We start from the raw sequence: 23304 nt of genomic DNA on the forward strand, positions 1-23304 counted from the left end.
CGATGGGACGGTATCGCGGCGCCGCTGCTGGCTAGACTCGATGGGTTGATGAGCAGGCCGGAAGGCAGGGGTGCGATGTGTTGAAGTGGGGCGTGCTGGCCGTAGCGCTGGCGATGGGTGGCAATGCAGCGGCGCAGCAGCGCGAGACGGTGGACCTGGACATGGTCAGCCGCATCCGCCAGGAGGCCTTCCACCGTTCGCAGGTGATGGACACCTTCAGCTATCTCACCGAACGCATCGGCCCGCGGCTGACCAACTCCCCGGCGATGGGCCGCGCCAACGCGTGGACCCGCGGCAAGTTCAACGAATGGAAGCTGGACAACGTCCACGACGAAGCGTTCGATGACTTTGGCCGTGGCTGGGAGTTCACCTCGGCCAGCGTGGAAATGCTGGGTGACCGTGTGCAGCCGCTGCATGCACTGCCCAAGGCCTGGACGCCGGGCACCAAGGGGCCGGTTGAAGGCGAGCTGGTGCAGGTCGAGATCAAGAAGCCCGAAGACATCGAAAAGTACCGCGGCAAGCTGCGCGGCAAGATCCTGCTGCTGGGCGAGGCGCGCGAGTACAAGCGCGGCACCGAGCCGGATTCCCATCGGCATGACGCGACCTCGCTGGAAGGCCTGCAGGCGTTCACCCTGCCCAAGGACCAGGACGCCACCGCCGAGCGCGCCAAGCGGGTCAAGGAGTACCAGGAACGCCAGCAGCTGGCGACCAGGGTCAATGCGTTCTTCGTCGAAGAAGGGGCGCTGGCCTCGATCAGCATCAGCAGCTGGGACAACGGCATCATCCGCGTTGCCGGTGGTGGTTCGCGCAAGGCCGGCGAGCCGGTCGGCATCCCCGAGCTGGCGATGATCAGCGAGCACTTCAACCCGCTGGTGCGCGCGCTGAAGGCCGGGCAGACCGTGCGCCTGCGCGTGGATGTGGCCGCGCGCTTCACCGATGACGCCGACCAGCCCGGCTACAACACGCTGGCCGAGATCCGCGGCAGCAGCAGGCCTGATGAAGTGGTGATGATCGGCGCGCACCTGGATTCCTGGCACAGCGGCACCGGCGCGGCCGACAACGCCGCAGGCGTGGCGGTGATGATGGAGGCCATGCGCATCCTCAAGGCCACCGGCGCCAGGCCCAAGCGCACCATCCGCGTGGCGCTGTGGAGCGGCGAGGAGCAGGGCCTGATCGGCTCGCAGGCCTATGTGGCCAAGCATTTCGGCCGGTTCCCGGAGCCCACCGACCCGGCGCAGAAGGCGCTGCCGGCGTCGCTGCGCGAGCCGACCGGTGCACTGCAGAAGACCCGCGATTACAGCAAGTTCCAGGTCTACTTCAACATGGACAACGGCTCCGGCCGCTTCCGGGGCATCTACGCCCAGGAAAACCTGGCGGCGATGCCGATCTTCGAAGCCTGGCTGGCGCCGTTCCATGACGTCGGCGCCACCACCGTGGCGACCCGCAACACCGGCAGCACCGACCACATCAGCTTCGACCGCATCGGCCTGCCGGGCTTCCAGTTCATCCAGGACCGGCTGGACTACTTCACCAATGTCCACCACAGCCACCTGGACACCTGGGACCACGCCGAACCGGAAGACCTGAAGCAGGCCGCAGCCATCGTCGCCTCGTTCGCCTACAACGCCGCGATGCGCGAGCAGCCGTTCCCGCGCAAGGTGGAACCGTAAAAGGGGACGGAGGGGATTAAGTCGCATCTCCCCTCCGTTTCCCGGTTGCAGTACCCACGGGCTGGGCAATCGCGACTTAATCCCCTCCGTCCCCTTTTTCCGTCGGGGGCGGCGGGCTGGTAAAATCGGGGGATTCCCGTTCCTCGAGCCGTCCATGACCTGCCGCACCCGCTTCGCCCCCAGTCCCACCGGCTACCTGCACATCGGTGGTGCCCGCACCGCGCTGTACTGCTGGCTGGAGGCCCGCCACCGTGGCGGCGAGTTCGTGCTGCGCATCGAGGACACCGACCGTGAACGCAGCACCCAGGGTGCGATCGACGCCATCCTGGAGGCGATGGAGTGGCTGGGCCTGGACTACGACGAAGGCCCGATCTATCAGACCGACCGCGTCGCCCGCTACCGGGAAGTGGCAGAGCAGCTGATCGCCGACGGCAAGGCCTACTACGCCTACGAAACCCGCGAAGAGCTGGACGCGATGCGCGAGGCCGCCATGGCCAGGCAGGAAAAGCCGCGTTACAACGGCGCTGCACGCGAACTGGGCCTGCCGTACAAGGACGACCCGAACCGCGTCATCCGCTTCAAGAACCCGCTGGAAGGTACGGTGGTGTTCGACGACCTGATCAAGGGCCGCATCGAGATCGCCAACAGCGAGCTGGATGACATGGTCATCTTCCGCCCGGACGGCTACCCCACCTACAACTTCGCGGTGGTGGTGGACGACTGGGACATGGGCATCACCGAGGTCATCCGCGGCGACGACCACATCAACAACACCCCGCGCCAGATCAACCTGTACGAGGGCATTGGTGCGCCGGTGCCGAAGTTCGGCCACATGCCGATGATCCTGGACGAGCAGGGCGCCAAGCTGTCCAAGCGCACCGGTGCGGCCGACGTGATGCAGTACAAGGACGCCGGCTACCTGCCCGACGCGCTGCTGAGCTACCTGGCCCGCCTGGGCTGGTCGCACGGTGACCAGGAGCTGTTCAGCCGCCAGGAACTGATCGACCTGTTCGACGTGAAGGACTGCAATTCCAAGGCCTCGCGCCTGGACATGGCCAAGCTGGGTTGGGTCAACCAGCACTTCCTGAAGACCGAGGACGTGGCCGCCATCGTGCCGCACCTGGTGTACCAGCTGCAGAAGCTGGGCCTGGACGTGGCCGCCGGCCCGGCCCCGGAGGATGTGGTGATCGCCCTGCGTGAACGCGTGCAGACCCTGAAGGAAATGGCCGAGAAGGCCGTGGTCTGGTACCAGCCGCTGACCGGGTACGACGAAGCGGCGGTGGCCAAGCACCTCAAGGCCGGTGCCGAGGTGGCGCTGGGCAAGGCCCGCGAGCTGCTGGCAGCGTTGCCGGAGTGGACCGCCGAGTCGGTGGGCGTCGCCCTGCACGACGCGGCCGCAGCGCTGGAAATCGGCATGGGCAAGGTCGCCCAGCCGCTGCGCGTGGCGATCACCGGCACCCAGGTCAGTCCTGACATCTCCCATACCGTGTACCTGGCCGGCCGCGAGCAGGCCTTGAAACGCATTGATGTGGCCATCACCAAGGTAGCAACGGCCTGAGGCATCCTTGCCAGGCCCGAACCGGAGAACACGCATGCCCGCCAAGACCGCCACTGCCTGTACCGCCCCGCACCACCATGTCCACGACGCATCGGATTTCGTGGCGGTGGTCGAGCGTGTCTCGCGCGAACGCGGGCTGCGCCTGACCCCGATCCGCGCCAACGTGCTGAAGCTGATCGCCGAGGCCGGCAAGCCGGTCAAGGCCTACGAGCTGCTGGAATGGGTGCGCAACGGCAAGGGCGTGGGCGCCGATGCCCCGCCCACCGTGTACCGCGCGCTGGACTTCCTGATGGCCAATGGCTTCGTGCACAAGCTGGAATCGGTCAATGCCTTCGTGGCCTGCCACCATCCCAGCAGTGCCGCGCATTCGGTGCCGTTCCTGATCTGCAACAGCTGCCACAGCGCGGTGGAACTGGAAGACCGCGAGATCGTCACCCAGCTGGAGAAGCGCGCCAAGGAGCTGGGCTTCCAGCCGCAGGCACAGACGCTGGAAGTGCATGGCCTCTGCGCGCGCTGCGCCGGCTAACGCAACGGTAGGGCCGGCCGCTGGCCGGCATTTTGGAAACGGGGTCAGATCCCTTTGCTACTGGCAAAGGGATCTGACCCCGTTTCATACCGGTGCGGCAGGGCCTGCGTCCTAGTCCATCGGCTTGGACCGGGTATCCACCCGCACGATCACCGACATGCCGGGCCGCAGCTGCTTTGCCAGCTTCTGATCCCTGTTGATCGATATCCGCACCGGCAGCCGCTGCACCACCTTGGTGAAGTTGCCGCTGGCATTGTCCGGGCGCAGCACGCTGAACTCCGACCCGGTGGCTGGGGCGATCTCCTGCACGCGGCCCCGCAGCACCTGGCCCTGGAACGCGTCCACCGAGAACGTCGCCGGTTGGCCGATCGCCATGCCCCAGGTCTGGCCTTCCTTGTAGTTGGCCACCACCCACAACGTGTCAGGTACCAGGAACAGCAGCTGCGAACCGGCAGCGACGTACTGGCCCACGCGTACGCTGGCTTCGCTGATCTGGCCGTCGCGTGGTGCGTGGATCACCGTGTTGGCCAGGTCGATGCGGGCCAGTTCCAGCTGCGCCTGCGCGCTTTCCACCTGCGCTTCCAGGCTCTTGCGCGCGACCTGGGTCGACACCAGCGTTTCCTCGGCGATGCGGATCTGCGCCTGCGACTGTTGCACGCTGGCCTGTGCCGACGCCTGGGTGGTGCGGAACTTGTCGCGGTCGTTGATGGACACCAGCTGCTGCGCCGCCAGTTCCTCGTAGCGTTTCAATTCATTGCGCGAACGCTGCAGTTCGGCCTGGCCGGCCGACAGCGTGGCGCGGGCGGAGGCAATCTGTGCGCGGTTCTGCGCCTGTGACTGGTCCGAGTTGGCCAGCGCCGCGCGCGCGCTGTCCAGCGTCGCCTGCGCCTGGGCCACGCGCTGCGCATAGATGCGGTCATCGATGCGCAGCAGCGGCTCGCCCTGCTTCACATGCTGGAAATCCTTCACCAGCACTTCGGTCACATAGCCGTTGACCTGCGGCGCCATCACCGTGATCTGGCCGCGTACATAGGCGTTATCGGTCACCATCACGCTGCTGGTGAACGGCCACAGGTGCCAGGCGCGCAGGATCAGCGCAATGCCCAGCAAGGCCACTACCACCATCACCACCACGCTGCGGGCGCTGGGCTTGAGGTACTTCGGCGCGACCGCAGGTTCTACCGGCGTGGCCGCGGGCGCCGCGTCGGTCGGCGGCGGTGGGGTGACGTTGTCGGTGTCGTCGGGGCGGGGCGGGACGGGAGGCATGGGAGGACTCAACGGGACGCGGCCGGCGTGGACGCGGTGGAAAGGGCGGGGTGGCGCTTGCGCCATTGCTTGAGCACGGCGGTGCGCAGCGACAGCAGCAGCAACCAGCACAGGAAGCCGATCGCCAGCCAGCCGCTCAGCGTGAACACGTCATTGAAGCCACGCACGTTGGCTTCGCGGCGCGTGGTCTGCGCCAGCTGCGCGCTGCCCTGCGCACTGCGCAGCACCGGGTCGGTGATCTGCGCAGCGTACAGCTGCTGCTGGATGCGCAGCCGTTGCGCGACCACCGGATCGGCCGGATCGAGCTGGCTGGTCAGCGCGCTGGAATACAGCTGCTCGCGATGCAGCTGGAAGGTCCCCAGCAGCGCCGAACCTGCCAGGCCACCCAGGGTCTGCGTGATCGACAGCGTCACCAGGAAGGTGATCATGTGGTCGACGCCCTGTTTCAACGCGGCGGAGATGCCGAGCATGATCAGCGGGCCCATGAACATGCCGGCACCGACCGAGGCCAGGAACTGGCTGGCGTAGAAGTCGTGCGGCCGGTCCAGGCTGGTGCGGTGCTGGTCGAAGAACGCGGCGGCGCCCAGCAGCAGGATCGCCATCAGCAGCTGCGCGATCAGCCGCTTCGGTCCGAAGGTGAGCGAGGCGCCGGCGATGCCGACGATCACCCCGGCCAGGATCACTACGAACAACGGCCGCATCTGGTCAGGCCCCATGCCCAGCGTGCGCATCAGGTTGACCACGCCGTAGGACTGCTCGGTGGTCAGGAAGCGGATCAGGAACGCGCCGACGATGAAGTGCAGCACCGGCAGCTTCGACAGCCAGCGGATCTGCAGCAGCGGATTGCGCCGGTAGTGTTCGATGATGAAGGCGGTGGTGGACAGCACGATCGAGGCGACCAGCGCCCAGCCCAGCCATGGGGTGTTGAGCCACCAGCGCGTGTAGCCCTGCGCCAGTACGATCACCAGCAGCGCGACCGCCGGCGCGAGCAGGGCGAAAGTGAGGAAGTCCAATGGCTCGAACGCCTTTACCTGGATGCCCGGCGGCAGCTTCAGCACCACCACTGCCGCGAACGCGCACAGGGCCAGGCCGGCTTCGAAGGAGTACAGCTGGTGCCATTGGCCGGTATCGACCAGGCCTGGTGAAACGATCCAGGCGATCGGCACCGCCAGCTGCGACAGGCCGACACCGACCACCAGGAGATTGCCGGTGAATCGGCGCGGCAGCGCCTGCAGCATGTACAGCGTGCCCAGTGTGGAACAGGCCGCACCCGCGAAGCCGCTGGCGGCTCGGGTCAGCATCGTGGTCTCGAAGCTGCCGACGAACAGGTGCAGCACCGCCAGCGCCGCATACAGGCCCAGGCCGATCTCGGCGAACAGGCGGATGCCGTACTGCTGGCGGAACTTGAAGGCCAGCAGGTTGGCGGTGACATTCACCATCGCATACGCGGCCACCAGCCAGCTGCCCTGGGTCGGAGTGAGCGCCAGCTGGCCCTGCAGGAACGGCAGGTTGGCGGTGACCAGCGCATTGCCGAGGCCGCCGGTGATCGCCACCAGCAACGATACCAGCGCATAGGCCGCGCGCCGGTACGGCGGGTGCCAAGGCATCGACGCCGAGCCGGGCATGGTCGGCTTCTCATGCTCCTCCCAATCCGGAACCGGCTTCAGATACGGCTGGACCATCAACGGGCCTCGCTGGCAGCTCCCTGGAGACCCCCACGCAGCAGCTGCAGGGCACGCCCGGCCAACTGGGCGCGCTCGTCGCGGGTCTTGCCGCGCAGGGCCGCACCCAGCATGCCCGAGATCAGTGAAATATCCGTCTTTTCCAGGTCGTCACGGCACAGCCCGGCGGCCTTGGCGCGCGCGATCGGTTCCTCCAGCAGGTCGCGCACGGTCTCGCGCGCGGCGCGCATGGACGGCACGTCCGAATCAACCGCACGCCAGTAATCGGCCAGTGCCGGCGAATCGATGATGCGCTGGGCCATGCCCTCGAACACCTCGAACAGGGCGTCATCGCGGTCACCGAGCTGTTCGACCTGGCGCCGGATGCGGTCGACCGTGCGCTGCAGCAGCGCCTGGATCAGCGCGGTGCGGTCGGGGAAGTTGCGGTACAGGGTGGCGCGGCCCACCTGGGCGCGTTCGACCACCAGATCCAGCGGGGCGGTGACGCCATGTTGGCCGAAGACATGATCGGCGGCGTCGAGGATGAGGGCACGGCGGGCAGCAGCATCGGCACGTTGAGCGGTCATGGAATCATTTTCGGACAAAAGTGTCCGATTGGCGAGACTTTGAGTGACGGGATTGTCCGGTTGTTGTCGTACGCACACCTTTGTGACGGATGTGTGATGGCGCGGGGCGGAATGAAAACGGGGGCCCGAAGGCCCCCGTGGAATGGGGTGGGGCCAGAGCCCTTTCCTTCGGAAAGGGATCCGACCCCGCCGAGCGCGATCAGAAGAACGCGCGGATCCCGAATGCGACACCACGGCCTGGCAGCGGCGAGTAGTCGCGCAGCAGCGAGGTATGCGGGCGCACTTCGCGGTTGGTCAGGTTGCTGCCATCCAGGAACACCTCGTAGCTGTTGCCCGCGTTGCGATCCCAGCGGTAGGCCAGGTGCGCGTCGACCAGCGTGTAGCCGTCGCTCGGGGCTTCGTTCTGGGCGACGTCCTTCTGGCGGCTGTAACGCACCGCACCGACCGAGGCGCGCCAGCCGTCCTTCGACCAGCGCAGGTCGGCGCCGACGCGGGCCGGGGCGATGCGCGGCAGGTAGCCGGTATTGGCCAGCTCCACGTTGTAATTGTGGTTGTGGTCGCCGTGCGGCACGGCGATGTCGAGGTTGCGGCTGCCGCTGCCATCCAGCTTGGCCTTCACATAGTCACCGAACAGGCGCAGATCCCAGTCACCGGCGCCACCCTCGAACAGGTGCACCAGCGCTTCGGCCTCGGCGCCGCGGAACACCGCGTCCTGCTGGGTCCAGGCGCGGACCGGCAGGCCTTCGGTAACACCGGTGTCGGCGAGGTAGATGAAGTCCTTGAACTTCGTCTGGTAGACCGACGCGGAGAAGTCCAGGCGATCGCTGTGGGTATGGATGCCCAGTTCGACGCGCTGGCCGCGCTCGGTTTTCAGGTTGGCGTCGCCGATCTCCAGCGAGCGGGTGGCGATGTGCGCGCCGGCGGCGTACAGCTCTTCGTTGGTGGGTGCACGCTCTGAGCTGTCCACGCCGATGCGCAGGTCAACGGCATCGTTGAGCTTCCAGATACCGGCGGCAGACAGGTTGGTGGCACCGAACGTGCGGCGACGGTAGTCACCGGTCGGGTCCAGCTTGACCTGGTCGTGGCGGCCACCCAGTTCCAGCTTGAACGGGCCGAACTGCTTTTCCTGCAGCACGAACAGGCCGATGTTCCTGGTGCCGGTATCCGGTACGAACGCCTCTTCGCCCTTGGCGCCGAAATCGCTGTTGCCGAACTGCAGGCCGAACGCGCCGTCCCAGCCGCCGATCTGCTGCTGCACGGCTTCCAGGCGCGCTTCGATACCACGGTTGGTGAAGCGCGTCGACGGCGTGCCGGCCTCCAGCTCCACGTGCTCGTAGTCGGTGTAAGCCACGCGTGCGTTGATGTTCTTCAGGAACGAGACCGGGTTGTAGATGCCGGCCTTGGTCTCGAAGCGGTTCTGCACCATGTCGATGCGCACGTCATGCTCGTCGCCGCCTTCCTCTTCATCGCCGTGGTCGTGACCGTGGTCATGGCCATGGTCATCACCATCGGCATGCACGTGCGCGCCGTTGGGAATGCCGTAGTTGGTGCGATAGGTGCTGGCCGACACACCGAAGTAACCACCGTCGCCCAGCCACGTTGCGCCGACGCCGCCGGCGCGGGTGCGGATCGAACTGTTGTCCAGGCGGCCGCGGCGCGGTTCTTCGCCCTCGGCTGCATCGTGATCATGGTCGTGATCGTGGTCATGGTGGTCTTCAAGGCTGTCGATCACCGCGTAGCCGGGAATGCGGTAGTCGTCGCCATTGCGCACCAGGCCATCCACGTGCAGCACGACATTGCCGCTGACACCATCGAGGCGGAACATGCCGCTGCGCTCATTGTTCACCGAGTTGCCGCGCAGCTCGGCGCGACCGCTGAGCGGGCGCTCCGGCAGTTCGCGCGCGATGCGGCCATCCACCACATTGACCGCACCACCGATGGCGCCGCTGCCGAACAGCAGCGTGGCCGGACCCTTCAGCACTTCGATCTGGTCGGCCAGGAACGGCTCGATGCTGGTGGCATGGTCGGCGCTGACCGTGGAGGCGTCCATGTTGCCCATGCCGTTGGACAGCACGGCAACGCGCGGGCCTTCCTGGCCGCGGATGATCGGGCGGCCGACGCCGGGGCCGAAGAAGGTGCTCTGTACGCCCGGCAGCTTGGCCACGGTATCGCCCAGGGTGCCGGCCTTCTGCTCGTCCAGGCGCTCACCGGCCAGCACGTCCACCGGGCGCGCCAGGGATTCGGCATCGCCCTGCAGCGGCGACGCGGTGACCTGTACCGAGGAGAGTTCGGTCAGGTGGCGGTCACGGTGGGAGGTGTCCTGGCCGGCTGCAAAGGCGACGGACGGCAACAGGGCGGCGAGGGCCAGGGCCAGGGAATGCGGCTTGAGCCGAGGGGTGTGGGCGGGCATGGGCAGGTCCTTTGTTACAATGTATCAATCGCAGGGCGCACGAATCCCGTCGAGGGGACAGGGGGAGGGAAAACCGTGCGGTTCGGAGAGGGATGTTATATTATTCCATAACGATTCGCCGACCCTGCTGGAAGTCATGTCCCTGTCCTCACGCCTGCGCCACCTGCTCGACCGTTTCGGTGCCACTGGTTCGATGCTGTGCGCAGTGCATTGCGCGGTGATCCCCGTGCTGCTGGCGGCGGCGCCGTCGCTGGGCCTGTCGTTCTGGCTGAGCGATGGCGTGGAACAGGCGCTGGTGGTGTTCGTGACCCTGCTCGGGCTGTTCAGCCTGGTCTGGGGCTATCGCCGCCACGGTGCGCTGCGTGCGCTCGGCTTCCTGATCCCCGGCCTGGTCGCGCTGTGGGCCGGCGTGCTGTACGACCCGCTGCACCACAATGCGGTGCCGCATGCGGTGGTGATGACCATCGGCGGCCTGCTGGTGGGCGTTGCCCACCTGGTCAACCTGCGCCTCAACCACGGCCACGTGCACGACGCAAGCTGCGCGCACTAGGCACGCCGTGATAGGATTTCCGATCGTGCGCGGGGGCGCCCAGCAAGGCGGCCCCGCCGAACCCGTGTCAGTACGGGGTAACCAGATTTCACACTTGAGGAGTTGAAGACATGGGTAAGGGTGACCGCAAGACCGCCAAGGGCAAGCGCTACAACGCCAGCTACGGCAACGCCCGTTCGCACACCGCGAGCAAGGTCGCCGTAGGCGCCGCCGCCCCGGTTGCCAAGAAGACCGTGGCCAAGGCTCCGGCGAAGAAGGCCGTGGCGAAGAAGGCCGTCGCCAAGGCCTGATCAGGCCGACCGACCGGTCCAAGGAAAACGCGGCGCCTGGCGCCGCGTTTTTTTATGCACGTTCCTGCAGGGCCGAGCCCATGTTCGGCTGGCGTAATGCAGCCGAGCATGGGCTCGCTCTACAGGGAATTCAGCGCAGGGTCTGCTTCAGCGTTTCCGGATTGCCATCGTTCGGCGCGGCCGGCACCTGCAGCAGGTGGGCCAGCAGCGGGTAGACGTCGACATTGTCGAAGCCGTCGATCACCAGGCCCTGGCGGAACGAGGGGCCGCTGGCCACGAACACTGCGCGCATGGAGGGCAGGGCGTTGTCGTAGCCGTGCGAGCCACGGTCCTGCTTCGCGCGCTTGGCGATCTTCTCGCGGTGCAGCGCATCCCAGCCTTCATCCATCGCACAGACGATGGCCGGAACCCGCGGATGCGTGCCGTAGTGCCAGCGCGCCGGCAGGTTCTCCTTCTTCCAGCACTCGTAGTGCGCATGGCGGCCGAGCAGGGCGCGTTCGGCCTCAGCCTCACGACCGGCCACTGGCGCGAAGCCCACCGACTGGCCCTGGCTGACGTTGCGCGCGATGGACGGGTCGGCCATCGATTCGGTGGCGATCACGTGGCCGTCGGCGACGCTGGCCATGCCGTGGTCGGACACCACGATCACATTGGTGGTGGCGGCCAGGCCGCGCTGCTGCAGGCCGTCGAGCACCTGGCCGACGATCAGGTCGGCGCGTGCGATGGCGTCGGCGTACTGCTTCGACCCGGGGCCGTAGTTGTGCCCGGCCTTGTCCACGTGCTCCATGTACAGCGTGGTCAGTCGCGGGGCATCGGCGTCGGTCTGTGCCAGCCAGTCGAGCACGATACCGGCACGCTGCTCCAGCGGTTCCTTGCCGTCGTAGATGCGCCACTGGCTGGGGCGCACACCACGGATTTCCGATTCACTGCCCGGCCACGACGTCGTGGCGGTGCGCACGCCGGCGTTCTCGGCGCCGACCCAGATCGGTTCACCGCCCCACCAGGCACTGGTGGTGACGGCCTCGCGGTTGCTCAGCTCGAAACGGCCCAGCGCTTCATCGTCCATGCTGTTGTTGACGATGCCATGGTGGTCCGGTCGCAGGCCGGTGACGATGGTGTAGTGGTTGGGAAACGTCAGGGAAGGATAGGACGGTGTCATCCAGCGGGCGCGCACGCCGCCGTCGATCATCCGCTGCAGGTTCGGGGTCAGCCCGCGGTCCAGCGCATCGGCGCGCAGGCCGTCGATGGAGATCAGCAGCAGCTTCGGCGGTGCGGCCGATGCGACGGACGTGGGAACGGAGGCGGTAGGGGCAGGCGCAGTGGTGCAGGCAGCCAATGGCAGCAGCAGCGCCAGCGAACAGGTCAGGCGTACGGAAGTCATCCGTGCATGATAAGCCGGTGCAATTACCGGCCCAAGACACGGCGCGCTACCGCGTGCCGTGTCCGCGCATTTTTCCTTATCCCCGCGCCTGTCGGCGCGCCCCCTTCAACAAGAAGGAGGCTTTTCTCCAGACATATTCCAGGTGCCTCCATCCACGCATCGCGTGGATCTACCGTGTCGACCCAGGTCGACACCTACCAACAGTTGCGCAGTGCACCACCCCGACAGATCGCAGGAATCAGTCGAAGGCGGGGTGGGTCCGGTTGCAGGGGCGTGAGCGCCATGGATGGCGCGACCGAGCTTACAGGGACGTACTTGCAGCGTCCCCTAACCGGACCCACCCTGCCTCCCGGCAGGAAGCCCGCTGTTGCTGTTGCTCTAGCCTCTGCGGGTGCCGGGCGCAGCCCGGCCGGCCCTCTCAGGCGAACAGCGGGGCCTGGCGTTGTTCCAGCCGCAGCAGCGCGGCCTTGGTTTCCAGGCCACCGCCGAAACCGGTCAGTGCACCGTTGCTGCCGATCACGCGGTGGCAGGGCAGGATGATCGGCAACGGGTTGCGCCCGTTGGCCGCGCCCACCGCGCGGGTCGCGCTGGGCTGTCCCAGGTGTTGCGCCAGTTGCAGGTAGCTCCAGGTCTGGCCGAACGGAATCAGCGCCAGCGCCTGCCACACGCGCAGCTGGAACGGCGTACCACGCGGCGCCAGCACAAGGTCGAAGCTGTTGCGCTCGCCGTGCAGGAACTGCAGCAGCTGCTCGCGTGCTTCCGGCAAGGCATCCGGTGCGTAATGCCAGTCATCACGCCCGCGCGCGGGGTGGCGGTTCTCCGGGAACAGCACGTGTGACAGGCCACGCTCGTCGCCGGCGATGGTCAACACGCCGATCGGGCTGTCGAAACGATCGAACAACAGTGTCATGTCGGTTCTCCAACGAATGTGCCGGACAGGTGCCACAGGTGCAGCACGGCGTAGGCGCGCCAGGGACGCCACGGTTGCGAGCGCGCTTCGGTTGCGCGTTCGCTCAGGCGCTGGCCCTGCGCGTGGCCGAGGACCTGCTGCAGTACAAGATCGCCGGCCGGGAAGGCATCGGGCTGGCCGAGGCCACGCAAAGCGATGTACTGCGCGGTCCATGGGCCGATGCCGGGCAGTGCCACGCAGCGGGCAACAAACTCTTCCAGCGCCTGGCCGGGCCCGAAGTCGAGCTGGCCGCTGGCGCAGGCGGTGGCCAGTGCACGCACGGTCGCGGCGCGGCTGCGCGGCAGGCCGATTGATTCCAGAGGCGCCTCGGCCAATACCTCGGGTGCCGGGAACTGGCGATCAAAGTCGGACGACATGCCCGGCAGGTGCGCGCCATAGGCATCGACCAGCCGCCGCGCGAAGGTGGTGGCGGCGGCAACAGTAACCTGCTGGCCGAGCACGGCGCGCACGCCCACTTCGAAGCCATCCCAGCCGCCGGGCACGCGCAGCCCCGGGCGCTCGGCGATGCCGCGCGCCAGCAAGGGTTCCTCACCCAATGCGGCGTGCACCTGCTGCAGGTCGGCATCCAGATCAAACACGCGACGCACGCGGCGCACGATGTCCGGGATCAGGCGCGGATCCACCGCACCCAGCTGCAGGCGCAGCTCCGGGCGCTTCGGGTCGGCAGTGACGCGCAGCAGGGTGGGGCGCTCCGGCGTGCCCAGCACGCGCTGGTAGCTGTCCTCGCCAATCAGTTCGATGCCGGGCAGGCTGCGCTTGCGCAGGAACGCCAGCATGCGCGGGAAGTCCAGCGGCGGACGGTAGCCCAGGCGCAGCACCAGGCCGCCATCGTCGGCGGCCAGCGGTTGATGCTGGCGGCGCAGTGCGGTGGGGGCCATGCCGCAGCCCTGCAGGAATGCCGTATTGAAGCGGCGCAGGCTGTTGTATCCGGCGGCCAGTGCGACGTCGGTCACCGCCAGCGTGGTCTCGGTCAGCAGTTGCTTGGCCAGCAGCAGGCGATGGGTGGCGTGGATCTGCCCGGGCGTCGCGCCCAGGCGTTCGACGAACAGGCGCTGCAGCTGGCGCGCGCTGAGGCCGAGCTTCGTAGCAAGATCGGCCACCGGCTGCTCCTGCAGGAAGCCGCCGTGGATCAGGGCCAGGGCGCGCTGTACGGTCTGCCCGGCCAGTGCCTGCTGGGCCTGTGGTGCCAGCTCCGGGCGGCAGCGCAGGCACGGGCGATAGCCGGCGGCCGCGGCGGCCGCGGCGGTCGGGTAGTAGGTGATGTTGCGCGGCTTCGGGGGCGGTGCGGGGCAGACCGGGCGGCAATAGATGCCGGTGCTGCGCACGGCGGTGAAGAACACGCCGTCGAAACGTGCGTCGCGGGCCAGGCGGGCGCGGTCGCAGGCGGCGGTGTCGAGGGCGAGGGCGGTGTCCATGGCGGCAGTCTAGGCGGGTGCGGGCGGGGATACTCGCCACATTCGGACATGGATGCTGAAGGGGGTCACGCCGGGCTGCGCCCGGACCCGCGGTAGTGCCGGCCGCTGGCCGGCAACAGCAACAGCAGAAGCGGGATTCCTGTGGGATGGCGTGGTGGGTCCGGTGGCAGGGGACGCCGTGAACCCCCAGACCGGCCCAGCCGCTGGCGGCTGTGCGTTCGGGCGCTTGCGAAGCAGTGCTTCGCAAGCAAAGCGCCCTCACCCCTGGGGACTTGGTCGCGGCATCCATGCCGCTCGCACCCCTGCCACCGGACCCACCACGCCTTCGACAGGTTCCTGAGGCTGTTGGTAGGTGCCGACCTTGGTCGACACGCTTTCCCAAGGGTCAGAAGGGGTTCAGTGCCACGCGCTGAATGCGCGGCCTGGACGGGTAGACTGTGGCTCTTGGTCCCATGAATCCCGGTTGCCCGATGTCCGCCAAATTCCGCTGGTTGCCCCTGTTGTGCCTGGCCCTGGCGGGCTGCAGTCAGCTGGAGAATCCGGGCAACGTGACCGCTGCCGACAAGGCAGCGCGGGCGCCGGCCAGTGATGGCGAGAACATGGTTTCGATCAATGCCGCCGACGCGCCACCGGCACCGGCACCACCGCGCAGCCAGGCGGGTCGGCCGTGGCCGCAGGCGCAGCTGGAAAATGGGCGTGCGTGGGTCAGTTGCAGCACGGAATATGCGGGCGATGCCGGCGACGGTGCCGAACTGGAAGGGCTGCAGCGCGAGCAGATCACCCAGGCCCTGGCGCCGTGTGCCGAGCGTGGGCTGATGCGCGTGCGTTACGCCGGCAAGATCAATCCGGGCTTCGCCGAAATGATGTGGCGGTTGGCGGTGGTCGCTGACGAACTGAAGATCCACAAGCGCATCCTCGACCTGGACTCCAGTGGTGGCCAGGTGGAGTCGGCGATCGTGGCCGGTGACAGCATCGGTGAATCGGGCTGGACCATCTGGGTGCGCGAAGGCTCCATCTGCCACAGCGCCTGCGTGTTCGTGCTGGCTGCCGGTGACAACCGCCTGCTGTCGGGCAAGGTCGGCATCCACCGCATGATGCGGATCAGCTCCAAGGCCACCTCGCGCGCCGAGCTCAACCGCGAGCTGCACGAAGTCTACGACAACGTGAAGGATTACCTGCAGCGCAATGGCGTGGCGGTGGGCGTGGCCGATCTGATGATGACCGTGCCCAATCGCAGCCTGCGCCTGCTGACGCCGGATGAGCTGCGCCAGTACGGCCTGGATGGCACCAACGCGGTGCAGGACGATCTGGAACGGATCAAGCAGATGCGCGCCTGCGGCGATGACTTCGTGCAGCGCAAGGACGCGTTCCTGATCGCCTTCGACCAGCAGTGCAAGCGCGACGGCGCCGACATGGAATCGATCAACAGCTGCGGCCAGGCCCTGAAGCAGCGCTTCGGTTTCCCGGATGCGGTATGCCCGGACGAAAGCCCGCTGTCGGAGATCGATGTGGCGACGCTGCCACCGGCACCGTCGGAGCCGCCGCCGGTGGCCGAGCAGCCGCCAGCGAACACCGCCGCGCCCGCCGCGCAAGCTGATGCGGCAGCGGTGGAGGGCAACGCTCCGGCACGCTGACGGCGTAGTCACCGCGCTGGCGTAGACTGCGGTTCTCTCCAGAAAACCGGCGGTGTCCATGAAGCGCGCGTTCCTGCTGCTGTCCCTGCTGCCCCTGACCGTGCTGGCGCAGGCCCCTGCGCCGGCCACGCCTGCACCGGCCCCGGCACGCCCGGCACCATCCTCGCCGGCAGCTGCGAAGCCCGCTACCGCCGGTTCCCCTGCGTTGACCGCTGCTCAACAGGCGCAGGTGCAGAAACAGGACGCGGAAATGGGCGCCGCCGCAGTGAAGGCAGCGCAACTGGTCGACGCCAACCGCGCCGGCGAATTGTGGGATGGCGCTTCGGCCGTCGCGCGTCGTGCGGTGCCGAAGGCCGCCTTCGTCAGCCAGTTGGCCGCCGAGCGCACGCGCCTGGGTGCGCTGGCCGGGCGTGGCCAGCCGACCATCACCCGGGTCAAGTACAGCGCCGGTGCAGCAGTGCCGGAAGGGCTGTACATCAACGTCAGCTTCCCGACCCGTTTCGCCAACAGCGCACAGCCGGTGCGCGAGCTGGTCTCGTTCCGTTTCGACGAGGACCAGGTGTGGCGCCTGGCCGGTTACAGCCTGCGCGCGTCGGCACCCTGAGGAGGTGAATGATGGCAACTGAACTGACGATGCTGGCCTGGTCGGTACTGCTGGGCTTCGTGCACATCTTCGCCACCTCCACGGTGGTCACCCGCGAGCGCGGGATGAAGTGGAATGCTTCGGCACGCGATGGCGATGCAAAGCCGCTCAGCCCGCTGGCCGGTCGCCTGCAGCGTGCGCAGGCCAACTTCCTGGAGACCTTCCCGTTCTTCGCCGCCGCCGCCATCGCAGTGGTCGTGGCCGGGCGCGGCAACGACACCACGGCGCTGGCCGCGCAGGCCTACTTCTGGGCGCGCGTGGTCTATCTGCCGCTGTATGCCGCGGGCGTGCCCTACGTGCGCAGCCTGGTGTGGCTGGTGTCGCTGTTGTCGATCCTGGCGCTGGTGTTCGCACTCCTGTAAGTCGGCCTGATCCAGATCAAGGCCGCTCAGGCGCGCGGCGCTATGCTGGCGCGGACTGGATCAACGGCAGGAGGCGCGCATGCGCAGGATGGACGTGGTGGTGGTCGGCGCCGGACCGGCAGGTCTGTGCTTCGCGCGCGCGCTGGCCGGCAGCGGGCTGCAGGTCGGGCTGGTCGAAGTGCAGCCGCGCCAGGCGCTGGCCGAGGCCGCCTTTGATGGCCGTGAGATCGCGTTGACCCATGCCTCGCGGCAGAGCATGGAGCAGCTGGGGCTGTGGCAGCGCCTGCCGCACGCTGAAATTGCTGATCTGCGCGATGCCAGGGTGATGAACGGCGGCTCGCCGTTCGCGCTGACCTTCGCCAGCAGCCAGGTCGACGGCCAGCCGCTGGGCTGGCTGGTACCCAACCATCTGATCCGTCGCGCCGCGTGGGATGCCGTGCAGGGCCAGGACGGCCTGGAGCTGTTCGACGGGCGCAAGGTGCTGGGCGTGCAGGCCGATGCGCAGGGCCACGTGGTCAAACTCGATGACGGCAGCCAACTGCATGCGCGGCTGCTGGTGGCCGCTGACAGCCGCTTCTCCGCCACCCGCCGCATGCTCGGCATCGGTGCGCAGATGCGCGACTTCGGCAAGTCGATGCTGGTGTGCCGCATGCAGGTCGAGCGCGACCATCACCACACCGCCTGGGAGTGGTTCGGCTACGGCCGCACGATGGCGCTGCTGCCGCTCAACGAGGGCCAGGCATCGGCGGTGATCACGCTGCCGCCGCGGCAGATCGAGGCGCTGCTGGCGATGGACGAGGTAGCCTTCGGTGAGGCCATCAGTGCCTGCTTCGAACACCGCCTGGGCCGGATGCAGCCGGTGGCCACGCCGCAGGCGTATCCGCTGGTGGGTGTGTACGCGGATCGCTTCGTCGGCGAGCGTTCTGCGCTGATCGGTGATGCCGCGGTGGGCATGCATCCGGTCACCGCGCATGGCTTCAACCTGGGCCTGGCCAGCGCACAGCGGTTGGCGCAGGGCATCGTCGCGCAGCAGCGCCGTGGTGCCGACATTGCCGCCGCCGGCATGCTGGCCAGTTACCAGCGTGGTCATCGGCTGGCGTCGCGGCCGCTGTACGAGGCCACCAATGCGATCGCCAGCCTGTACACCGACGACCGTCGCCCGGCGCGCCTGCTGCGTGCGGCCGGCCTGCGCCTGGCGCAGGGCGTGGCACCGTTCAGGCAGCTGATTGCCTCGCACCTGACCCAGCGCGTGGCCTGAACAGCTTCAGATCAGCCTGCAGCCAGCACCCGGATCTGGCTGTCGGCGAATTCGACCACCTGGCCTGCGCGGATCTTGCAGGCCTTGCGCAGTTCCACTTCGCCGTCGACCCGTACCTGGCCCTCGCTGATGACCATCTTGGCCTCGCCGCCACTGGTGACCAGATCGGCCAGCTTGAGCAGCTGCTTGAGTTCGACGTAGTCACCGTCGAGGTCGAATTCGAGAATCTGCATGGAGCGGGGTTCCTGGGAAGAGGGCGCAGGCCAGCGGCCGGGCCGGTAAGAGGGCGCGTATTGTGCGCCAGCACGGGCCCGACGGCATCTGTGAGGAAAGCTGTATGCCTCGTTCAGCATCAATGCGGTATCATTCCGCTCTGAGCGAGTGAAATCTCCTCCGACCGAGCAGCGCCAGGGCACGCGATAAGAAGGGCGCCCAAAGCGCGGACCATCACCTTTTTTATCGCACTGCCAGGAAGACGGCAGTGCCTTCGGAGTTCCCCATGTCCCAAGATTCCCAAGCGCCGCTGCAGTTTGCGCAGCTCGGCCTGTCCGAGCCCGTGATGCAGGCCGTCACCGCCATCGGCTACGAAACCCCGTCGCCGATCCAGGCCGCCACCATCCCGGCGATGCTGGAAGGCCGCGACGTGCTGGGCCAGGCCCAGACCGGTACCGGCAAGACCGCTGCCTTTGCACTGCCGGTACTGTCCAACATCGACCTGCAGCAGATCAAGCCCCAGGCCCTGATCCTGGCGCCGACCCGCGAACTGGCCATCCAGGTTGCCGAGGCGTTCCAGTCCTATTCGTCGAAGATCCCCGGCTTCCGCGTGCTGCCGGTGTACGGCGGCCAGCCCTACGGCCAGCAGCTGTCGGCCCTGCGCCGCGGCGTGCATATCGTGGTCGGTACCCCCGGCCGCGTGATCGATCACCTGGACCGCAGCACCCTGGACCTGTCCGAGCTGAAGACGCTGGTGCTGGACGAAGCCGATGAAATGCTGCGCATGGGCTTCATCGACGACGTCGAAGCGGTGCTGAAGAAGCTGCCGGAGCAGCGCCAGGTGGCCCTGTTCTCGGCCACCATGCCGCCGCAGATCCGCCGCATCGCGCAGACCTACCTGCAGGACCCGGTGGAAGTGACCATCGCGGCCAAGACCACTACGTCGGCCAACATCCGCCAGCGTTACTGGTGGGTGAGCGGCATGCACAAGCTGGACGCGCTGACCCGCATCCTGGAAGTCGAGCCGTTCGACGCGATGATCATCTTCGCGCGGACCAAGGCCGGCACCGAAGAACTGGCCAGCAAGCTGCAGGCGCGTGGCCTGGCCGCTGCCGCCATCAACGGTGACATGCAGCAGGCCCAGCGTGAGCGGACCATCGCCATGCTGAAGGAAGGCAAGCTGGACATCCTGGTCGCCACCGACGTGGCCGCGCGCGGCCTGGACGTGGAGCGCATCAGCCACGTGCTGAACTACGACATCCCGTACGACACCGAAAGCTACGTGCACCGCATCGGCCGTACCGGTCGTGCCGGCCGCAGCGGCGAGGCGATCCTGTTCGCCACCCCGCGCGAGAAGGGCATGCTGCGCCAGATCGAGCGCGCCACCCGCCAGCCGATCGAAGAGATGCAGCTGCCGAGCGTGGAAGCGGTCAACGACACCCGCATCAACAAGTTCACCTCGCGCATCAGCGAAACCCTCGGCGCCGGTGGCCTGGACTTCTACCGCCAGCTGCTGGAGCGCTTCGAGAACGAGCAGAACGTGCCGGCCATCGAGATCGCTGCCGCGCTGGCCAAGCTGCTGCAGGGCGATACCCCGTTCCTGCTGCAGCCGCCGGTGCGTGCCCCGCGCGAAGAGCGCGCACCGCGCGAGCGCTTCGACCGTGGTGACCGCCCGGAACGTGGTGATCGCTTCGACCGCAACGAACGGGGTCCGCGCTTCGAGCGTGGCCCGCGCCGTGACGACGCCGAAGGTGGTTTTGAACAGCGTCCGCGCCGTGAGGTTCCGCCGCGTGGTGCACCGGAGCAGGGCATGGAGACCTACCGTATTTCGGTCGGTCACCAGCATGGCGTGAAGCCGGCCAACATCGTCGGCGCCATTGCCAACGAAGCCGGCCTGGAAAGCCGCTTCATCGGCCGCATCGACATCCACGACGACTTCTCGCTGCTGGACCTGCCGGCACAGATGCCGCCGGACGTGCTGTCGCACCTGCAGAAGGTCTGGGTGTCCGGCCAGCAGCTGCAGATGCGTGCGCTGGCTCCGGGTGAAGACACCAACCCGGCCCCGCGCCCGTTCAAGCCGCGCTTCGACAAGCGTGGCCCGGGCGGTCCGGGTGGCCCGCGTCGTGGCGGCCCGGGCGGCCAGGGTGGCGACCGCGGCGGTGACCGCGACAGTCGCCCGCCGCGTCGTGACGGCTTCAAGCCGCGCGGCCCGCGCAGCTTCTAAGCCGCACCCGCAGCCGTCCACACCACCGCCAGCCCCCGGGCTGGCGGACAGAAAAAGGGGACGGAGGGGATTAAGTCGTATCTGGCTGGTCATGCGCCTGTGCCAAGAACGACTTAATCCCCTCCGTCCCCTTTTTCGCATGGCCCACACATTGCCGGTCCTAGGCTGGGCCGGTTCCTAAGGAGGTTGTCACCGCAGCACATTCAGGGGGATCCGGGATGGGTAGGAGTGGCACGGACCAACACAGCCGGCGGGTGCCGATGACCCGGGGGCTGGGACTGCGATTTGCGCTGTTGACCGGCATGGCGATCGGACTGGTCGCACTGTCCGCCCTGATCCAGGAACTGCAGGCGGCCTCTACTGCCTGGATCGCCGGCCAGGGCTACTGGTCGCGTGGCCAGCAGGATGCCACTGCCGCACTCAGTCGCTACCTGGCGCGTGGCGATGCCGAGGACCTGGACGACGCACGCCAGGCCCTGCAGGTGCCGTTGGGCGATCTGCAGGCGCGACTGGCGCTGGAACAGGCCGAACCGGACGAGGAGAAGGCCAGGCAGGGCTTCCTGCAGGGCGGCAATGCGCGTGCCGACATCCCACGCCTGGTGTTCTCGTTCCGCTACGCGCGCGACATCGGTGCATTCCGCGAAGCGAGCGCGTTGTGGCGGCAGACCGATGGCGACCTGATGGCGCTGCAGCGACTGATCGATGAACTGCAGCTGCGGCACGACGGCAACCTGGTGCCCGTTGCCGCACGCGACCGCTACCTGCAGCAGCTGCGTGACCTGGACCAGCGGATGAAGGTGCAGAGCCAGGCGTTCTCGCAGGCGCTGCTGCGGATGGCGACGCTGGTGAGGCTGGCCACGTTGATGGTGGCGGGCCTGTCGGTGCTGGCGATCAGCCTGATGGCGGTCGCCCTGGCGCGCCGCGTCGGCAAGGACCTGACCGAACACGAGAGCCGTTTCCGCGCGGCGTTCTACCAGGCCAACGTCGGCATGCTCAAGCTCGATGCCGAAGGCAAGGTGATCGAGGCCAACCAGGCGATGGCCGATATCCTCGACCATCGTCGTGACATGCTGCTGCAGCTGTCGCTGGGCGACCTGCTGATGGACGGCGAGCTGGTCATCGATGGGGTGGGCCGCATCGATTGGGACCGCCAGCTGCGCCCGAGCGAACTGCGCTTCCGCCGTCGCGATGGCAGCCTTGTCTGGGGCCGCTGGAGCGGCACCGGCGTGCGCAGCACCGGCGGTGGCCTGTCGGTGTTCGCCATCATCGAAGACGTCAGCCAGAACCATGCACTGGCGCGCGAGATCGAGCACCACGCCAGCCACGACCCGCTGACCGGCCTGATCAATCGCCGCGAGATCGAACGGCTGCTGGAACGCGCGCTGCTGCAGGTGCGCAGCGAAGGTGGCACGCACGCGCTGTGCTACATCAACCTGGACCATTTCAAGCTGGTCAACGACAGCTTCGGTCACGCCGCCGGCGACCAGATGCTGCGCAGCTTCGCCGACTACCTGGTGGCGGCGGTGCGCGATGGCGACTGGGTGGGCCGGCTGGGCGCGGACGAGTTCGCCGTGTTCCTGGCCCATGCCGGGCAGGACGAGGCCAAGCGCGTGCTGCAGCGGGTAATCCGCAACCTGGGGCAGGCGACGTTCCCGGTCAGCGAAGGCAGCCCGCAGCTGAGCTGCAGCATCGGCGTGGTCGAGGTCAGCGCCGATGCGCCGGATGTGAACTGGCTGATGAGCGCCGCCGACAGCGCGTGCTATGCGGCCAAGCAGGCCGGCCGCAACCGCGTGCACTGCTTCAACGAGAACCGCATGGCGCTGGAGGAACGGCGCCAGGAAGCCGAGCGGCTGCAGGGCGTCAGCCTGGCCATGGCCGAAAACCGCATGGTGTTGTATGCGCAGCGCATCGCCCGCGTCGGCGATCCCTCCTACCTGCACTACGAGGTACTGGTGCGCATGCGTGGCAGCGATGGCAGCCTGCACCTGCCGGGCCAGTTCATGCCGGCGGTGGAGCGCTATGGCATGGCCGTGGCGCTGGACCGGCACGTGCTTGGCCTGCTGTTCCGGCACCTGCAGGTGTGCCCGGCACACGTGCGGCAGCTGGGCCTGTGCAACGTCAACGTTTCGGCGCAGTCGATCGCCGAGCCCGGCTTCCTCGCCTTCGTCTGCGACCTGCTGGAGCGCAACCGCGCGCTGGCCTCCAAGCTGTGCTTCGAGATCACCGAGACCGCTGCGATCAGCAACCTCAGCCAGGCGCGTGCCTTCATCGATGCAGTGAAGGCGCGTGGCTGCCGGATGGCGTTGGACGATTTCGGTTCCGGGCTGTCCTCGTTCGGCTACCTGCGCCAGCTGCCGGCCGACATCCTGAAAATCGACGGGGCCTTCGTGCGCGACATGGATACCGATCCGGTCAGCCATGCCACCGTGCGCGCGATCAGTGAACTGGGGCGCGAGCTGCAGATGGAGGTGGTGGCCGAATGGGTGGAGACTGCCGACGTCGCCGCCGCGCTGACCCGGCTTGGGGTGCAGGGCCTGCAGGGTTATGCGGTCGAGCGGCCGCAACCGCTGGAGCGGATGACCCTGGCCGACCTGCGGCCGGTGCGCCTGGTGGCGGTGAAAGGTCCGCCCGCCGCTGGCTGAACGCCCGTCGGCGACTTTGGTCTACACGTGGGCTGCAGCCGCGG

General features: G+C 67.7%; 19 protein-coding genes. 11 read left to right on the forward strand and 8 right to left on the reverse strand.

Annotation, left to right across the window (positions count from 1 at the left end; all coding sequences use genetic code 11):
- Window positions 1–77: 77 nt before the first annotated feature.
- The 3 genes from AC5P7A_RS04705 to AC5P7A_RS04715 all read left to right on the forward strand — a co-directional run bounded on the left by AC5P7A_RS04705 (window position 78) and on the right by AC5P7A_RS04715 (window position 3754).
- Window positions 78–1670 (forward strand): M20/M25/M40 family metallo-hydrolase, encoded by a 1593-nt coding sequence (locus AC5P7A_RS04705; protein WP_227863654.1) that lies wholly within the window; start codon window positions 78–80, stop codon window positions 1668–1670.
- Window positions 1671–1824: 154 nt separating this feature from the next.
- Window positions 1825–3228 carry a glutamate--tRNA ligase gene (gene gltX, locus AC5P7A_RS04710; RefSeq protein WP_014646451.1) on the forward strand — a complete coding sequence of 468 codons (1404 nt, stop codon included), beginning with the start codon at window positions 1825–1827 and terminating at the stop codon, window positions 3226–3228.
- Window positions 3229–3262: 34 nt separating this feature from the next.
- Entirely contained in the window at window positions 3263–3754 is a 492-nt protein-coding gene (locus AC5P7A_RS04715; RefSeq protein ID WP_004150412.1) for a Fur family transcriptional regulator, read from the forward strand.
- A gap of 111 nt (window positions 3755–3865) precedes the next feature.
- On the opposite strand, the gene AC5P7A_RS04720 is transcribed toward AC5P7A_RS04715, so the two are convergent.
- The 4 genes from AC5P7A_RS04720 to AC5P7A_RS04735 all read right to left on the reverse strand — a co-directional run bounded on the left by AC5P7A_RS04720 (window position 3866) and on the right by AC5P7A_RS04735 (window position 9678).
- Window positions 3866–5020, reverse strand: a complete 1155-nt coding sequence (locus AC5P7A_RS04720; protein WP_049420618.1) for an HlyD family secretion protein — start codon at window positions 5018–5020, stop codon at window positions 3866–3868.
- A gap of 8 nt (window positions 5021–5028) precedes the next feature.
- Window positions 5029–6702, reverse strand: coding sequence for an MFS transporter (locus AC5P7A_RS04725; RefSeq protein ID WP_495219928.1), 1674 nt, complete (start codon window positions 6700–6702; stop codon window positions 5029–5031).
- On the reverse strand, window positions 6702–7268 hold the full coding sequence (locus AC5P7A_RS04730) for a TetR/AcrR family transcriptional regulator (RefSeq protein ID WP_014646454.1): 567 nt from the start codon (window positions 7266–7268) through the stop codon (window positions 6702–6704). The genes AC5P7A_RS04725 and AC5P7A_RS04730 overlap by 1 nt, the downstream gene beginning before the upstream one ends.
- Window positions 7269–7467: 199 nt before the next feature.
- Window positions 7468–9678, reverse strand: coding sequence for a TonB-dependent receptor (locus AC5P7A_RS04735; protein WP_329768020.1), 2211 nt, complete (start codon window positions 9676–9678; stop codon window positions 7468–7470).
- A gap of 136 nt (window positions 9679–9814) precedes the next feature.
- Between AC5P7A_RS04735 and AC5P7A_RS04740 the strand changes: the two genes are divergently transcribed.
- Both AC5P7A_RS04740 and AC5P7A_RS04745 read left to right on the forward strand, forming a co-directional pair.
- Window positions 9815–10228, forward strand: a complete 414-nt coding sequence (locus tag AC5P7A_RS04740) for a MerC domain-containing protein (RefSeq protein ID WP_008264835.1) — start codon at window positions 9815–9817, stop codon at window positions 10226–10228.
- A 110-nt stretch (window positions 10229–10338) separates the two neighbouring features.
- Window positions 10339–10518, forward strand: a complete 180-nt coding sequence (locus AC5P7A_RS04745; protein ID WP_004150462.1) for a 30S ribosomal protein THX — start codon at window positions 10339–10341, stop codon at window positions 10516–10518.
- A gap of 130 nt (window positions 10519–10648) precedes the next feature.
- Here AC5P7A_RS04745 and AC5P7A_RS04750 read toward each other — a convergent pair whose 3' ends face one another.
- From AC5P7A_RS04750 to AC5P7A_RS04760, 3 genes are all read right to left on the reverse strand, one after another.
- Entirely contained in the window at window positions 10649–11899 is a 1251-nt protein-coding gene (locus tag AC5P7A_RS04750; protein WP_046429675.1) for an alkaline phosphatase family protein, read from the reverse strand.
- Between the two features lie 418 nt (window positions 11900–12317).
- Complete coding sequence (locus AC5P7A_RS04755; RefSeq protein WP_005408696.1) at window positions 12318–12809, reverse strand: methylated-DNA--[protein]-cysteine S-methyltransferase; 492 nt, start codon at window positions 12807–12809, stop codon at window positions 12318–12320.
- Window positions 12806–14284: a DNA-3-methyladenine glycosylase 2 family protein gene (locus AC5P7A_RS04760; protein ID WP_014646458.1), complete on the reverse strand. Its 1479-nt coding sequence runs from the start codon at window positions 14282–14284 to the stop codon at window positions 12806–12808. Before AC5P7A_RS04760 ends, AC5P7A_RS04755 begins: the two co-directional genes overlap by 4 nt.
- A gap of 470 nt (window positions 14285–14754) precedes the next feature.
- On the opposite strand from AC5P7A_RS04760, the gene AC5P7A_RS04765 reads away from it, so the two are divergent.
- The 4 genes from AC5P7A_RS04765 to ubiM all read left to right on the forward strand — a co-directional run bounded on the left by AC5P7A_RS04765 (window position 14755) and on the right by ubiM (window position 18181).
- Entirely contained in the window at window positions 14755–15918 is a 1164-nt protein-coding gene (locus tag AC5P7A_RS04765; protein WP_041863185.1) for a COG3904 family protein, read from the forward strand.
- Window positions 15919–15976: 58 nt separating this feature from the next.
- Complete coding sequence (locus AC5P7A_RS04770) at window positions 15977–16522, forward strand: DUF4019 domain-containing protein (RefSeq protein ID WP_197557005.1); 546 nt, start codon at window positions 15977–15979, stop codon at window positions 16520–16522.
- Window positions 16523–16533: 11 nt separating this feature from the next.
- Entirely contained in the window at window positions 16534–16923 is a 390-nt protein-coding gene (locus AC5P7A_RS04775) for an MAPEG family protein (protein ID WP_495219929.1), read from the forward strand.
- Window positions 16924–17002: 79 nt separating this feature from the next.
- Complete coding sequence (gene ubiM / locus AC5P7A_RS04780) at window positions 17003–18181, forward strand: 5-demethoxyubiquinol-8 5-hydroxylase UbiM (RefSeq protein WP_049407006.1); 1179 nt, start codon at window positions 17003–17005, stop codon at window positions 18179–18181.
- Between the two features lie 11 nt (window positions 18182–18192).
- Here the strand turns inward: ubiM and AC5P7A_RS04785 are convergent, their stop codons facing one another.
- Window positions 18193–18414 (reverse strand): RNA-binding S4 domain-containing protein, encoded by a 222-nt coding sequence (locus tag AC5P7A_RS04785; protein WP_014036469.1) that lies wholly within the window; start codon window positions 18412–18414, stop codon window positions 18193–18195.
- A gap of 266 nt (window positions 18415–18680) precedes the next feature.
- Between AC5P7A_RS04785 and AC5P7A_RS04790 the strand changes: the two genes are divergently transcribed.
- Entirely contained in the window at window positions 18681–20618 is a 1938-nt protein-coding gene (locus AC5P7A_RS04790; protein ID WP_262224931.1) for a DEAD/DEAH box helicase, read from the forward strand.
- Between the two features lie 218 nt (window positions 20619–20836).
- Window positions 20837–23260, forward strand: coding sequence for a putative bifunctional diguanylate cyclase/phosphodiesterase (locus AC5P7A_RS04795; RefSeq protein WP_053495335.1), 2424 nt, complete (start codon window positions 20837–20839; stop codon window positions 23258–23260).
- Window positions 23261–23304: the final 44 nt, after the last annotated feature.

The sequence above is a fragment of the Stenotrophomonas sp. YJH_SMC_65 genome (genome assembly GCF_059369475.1).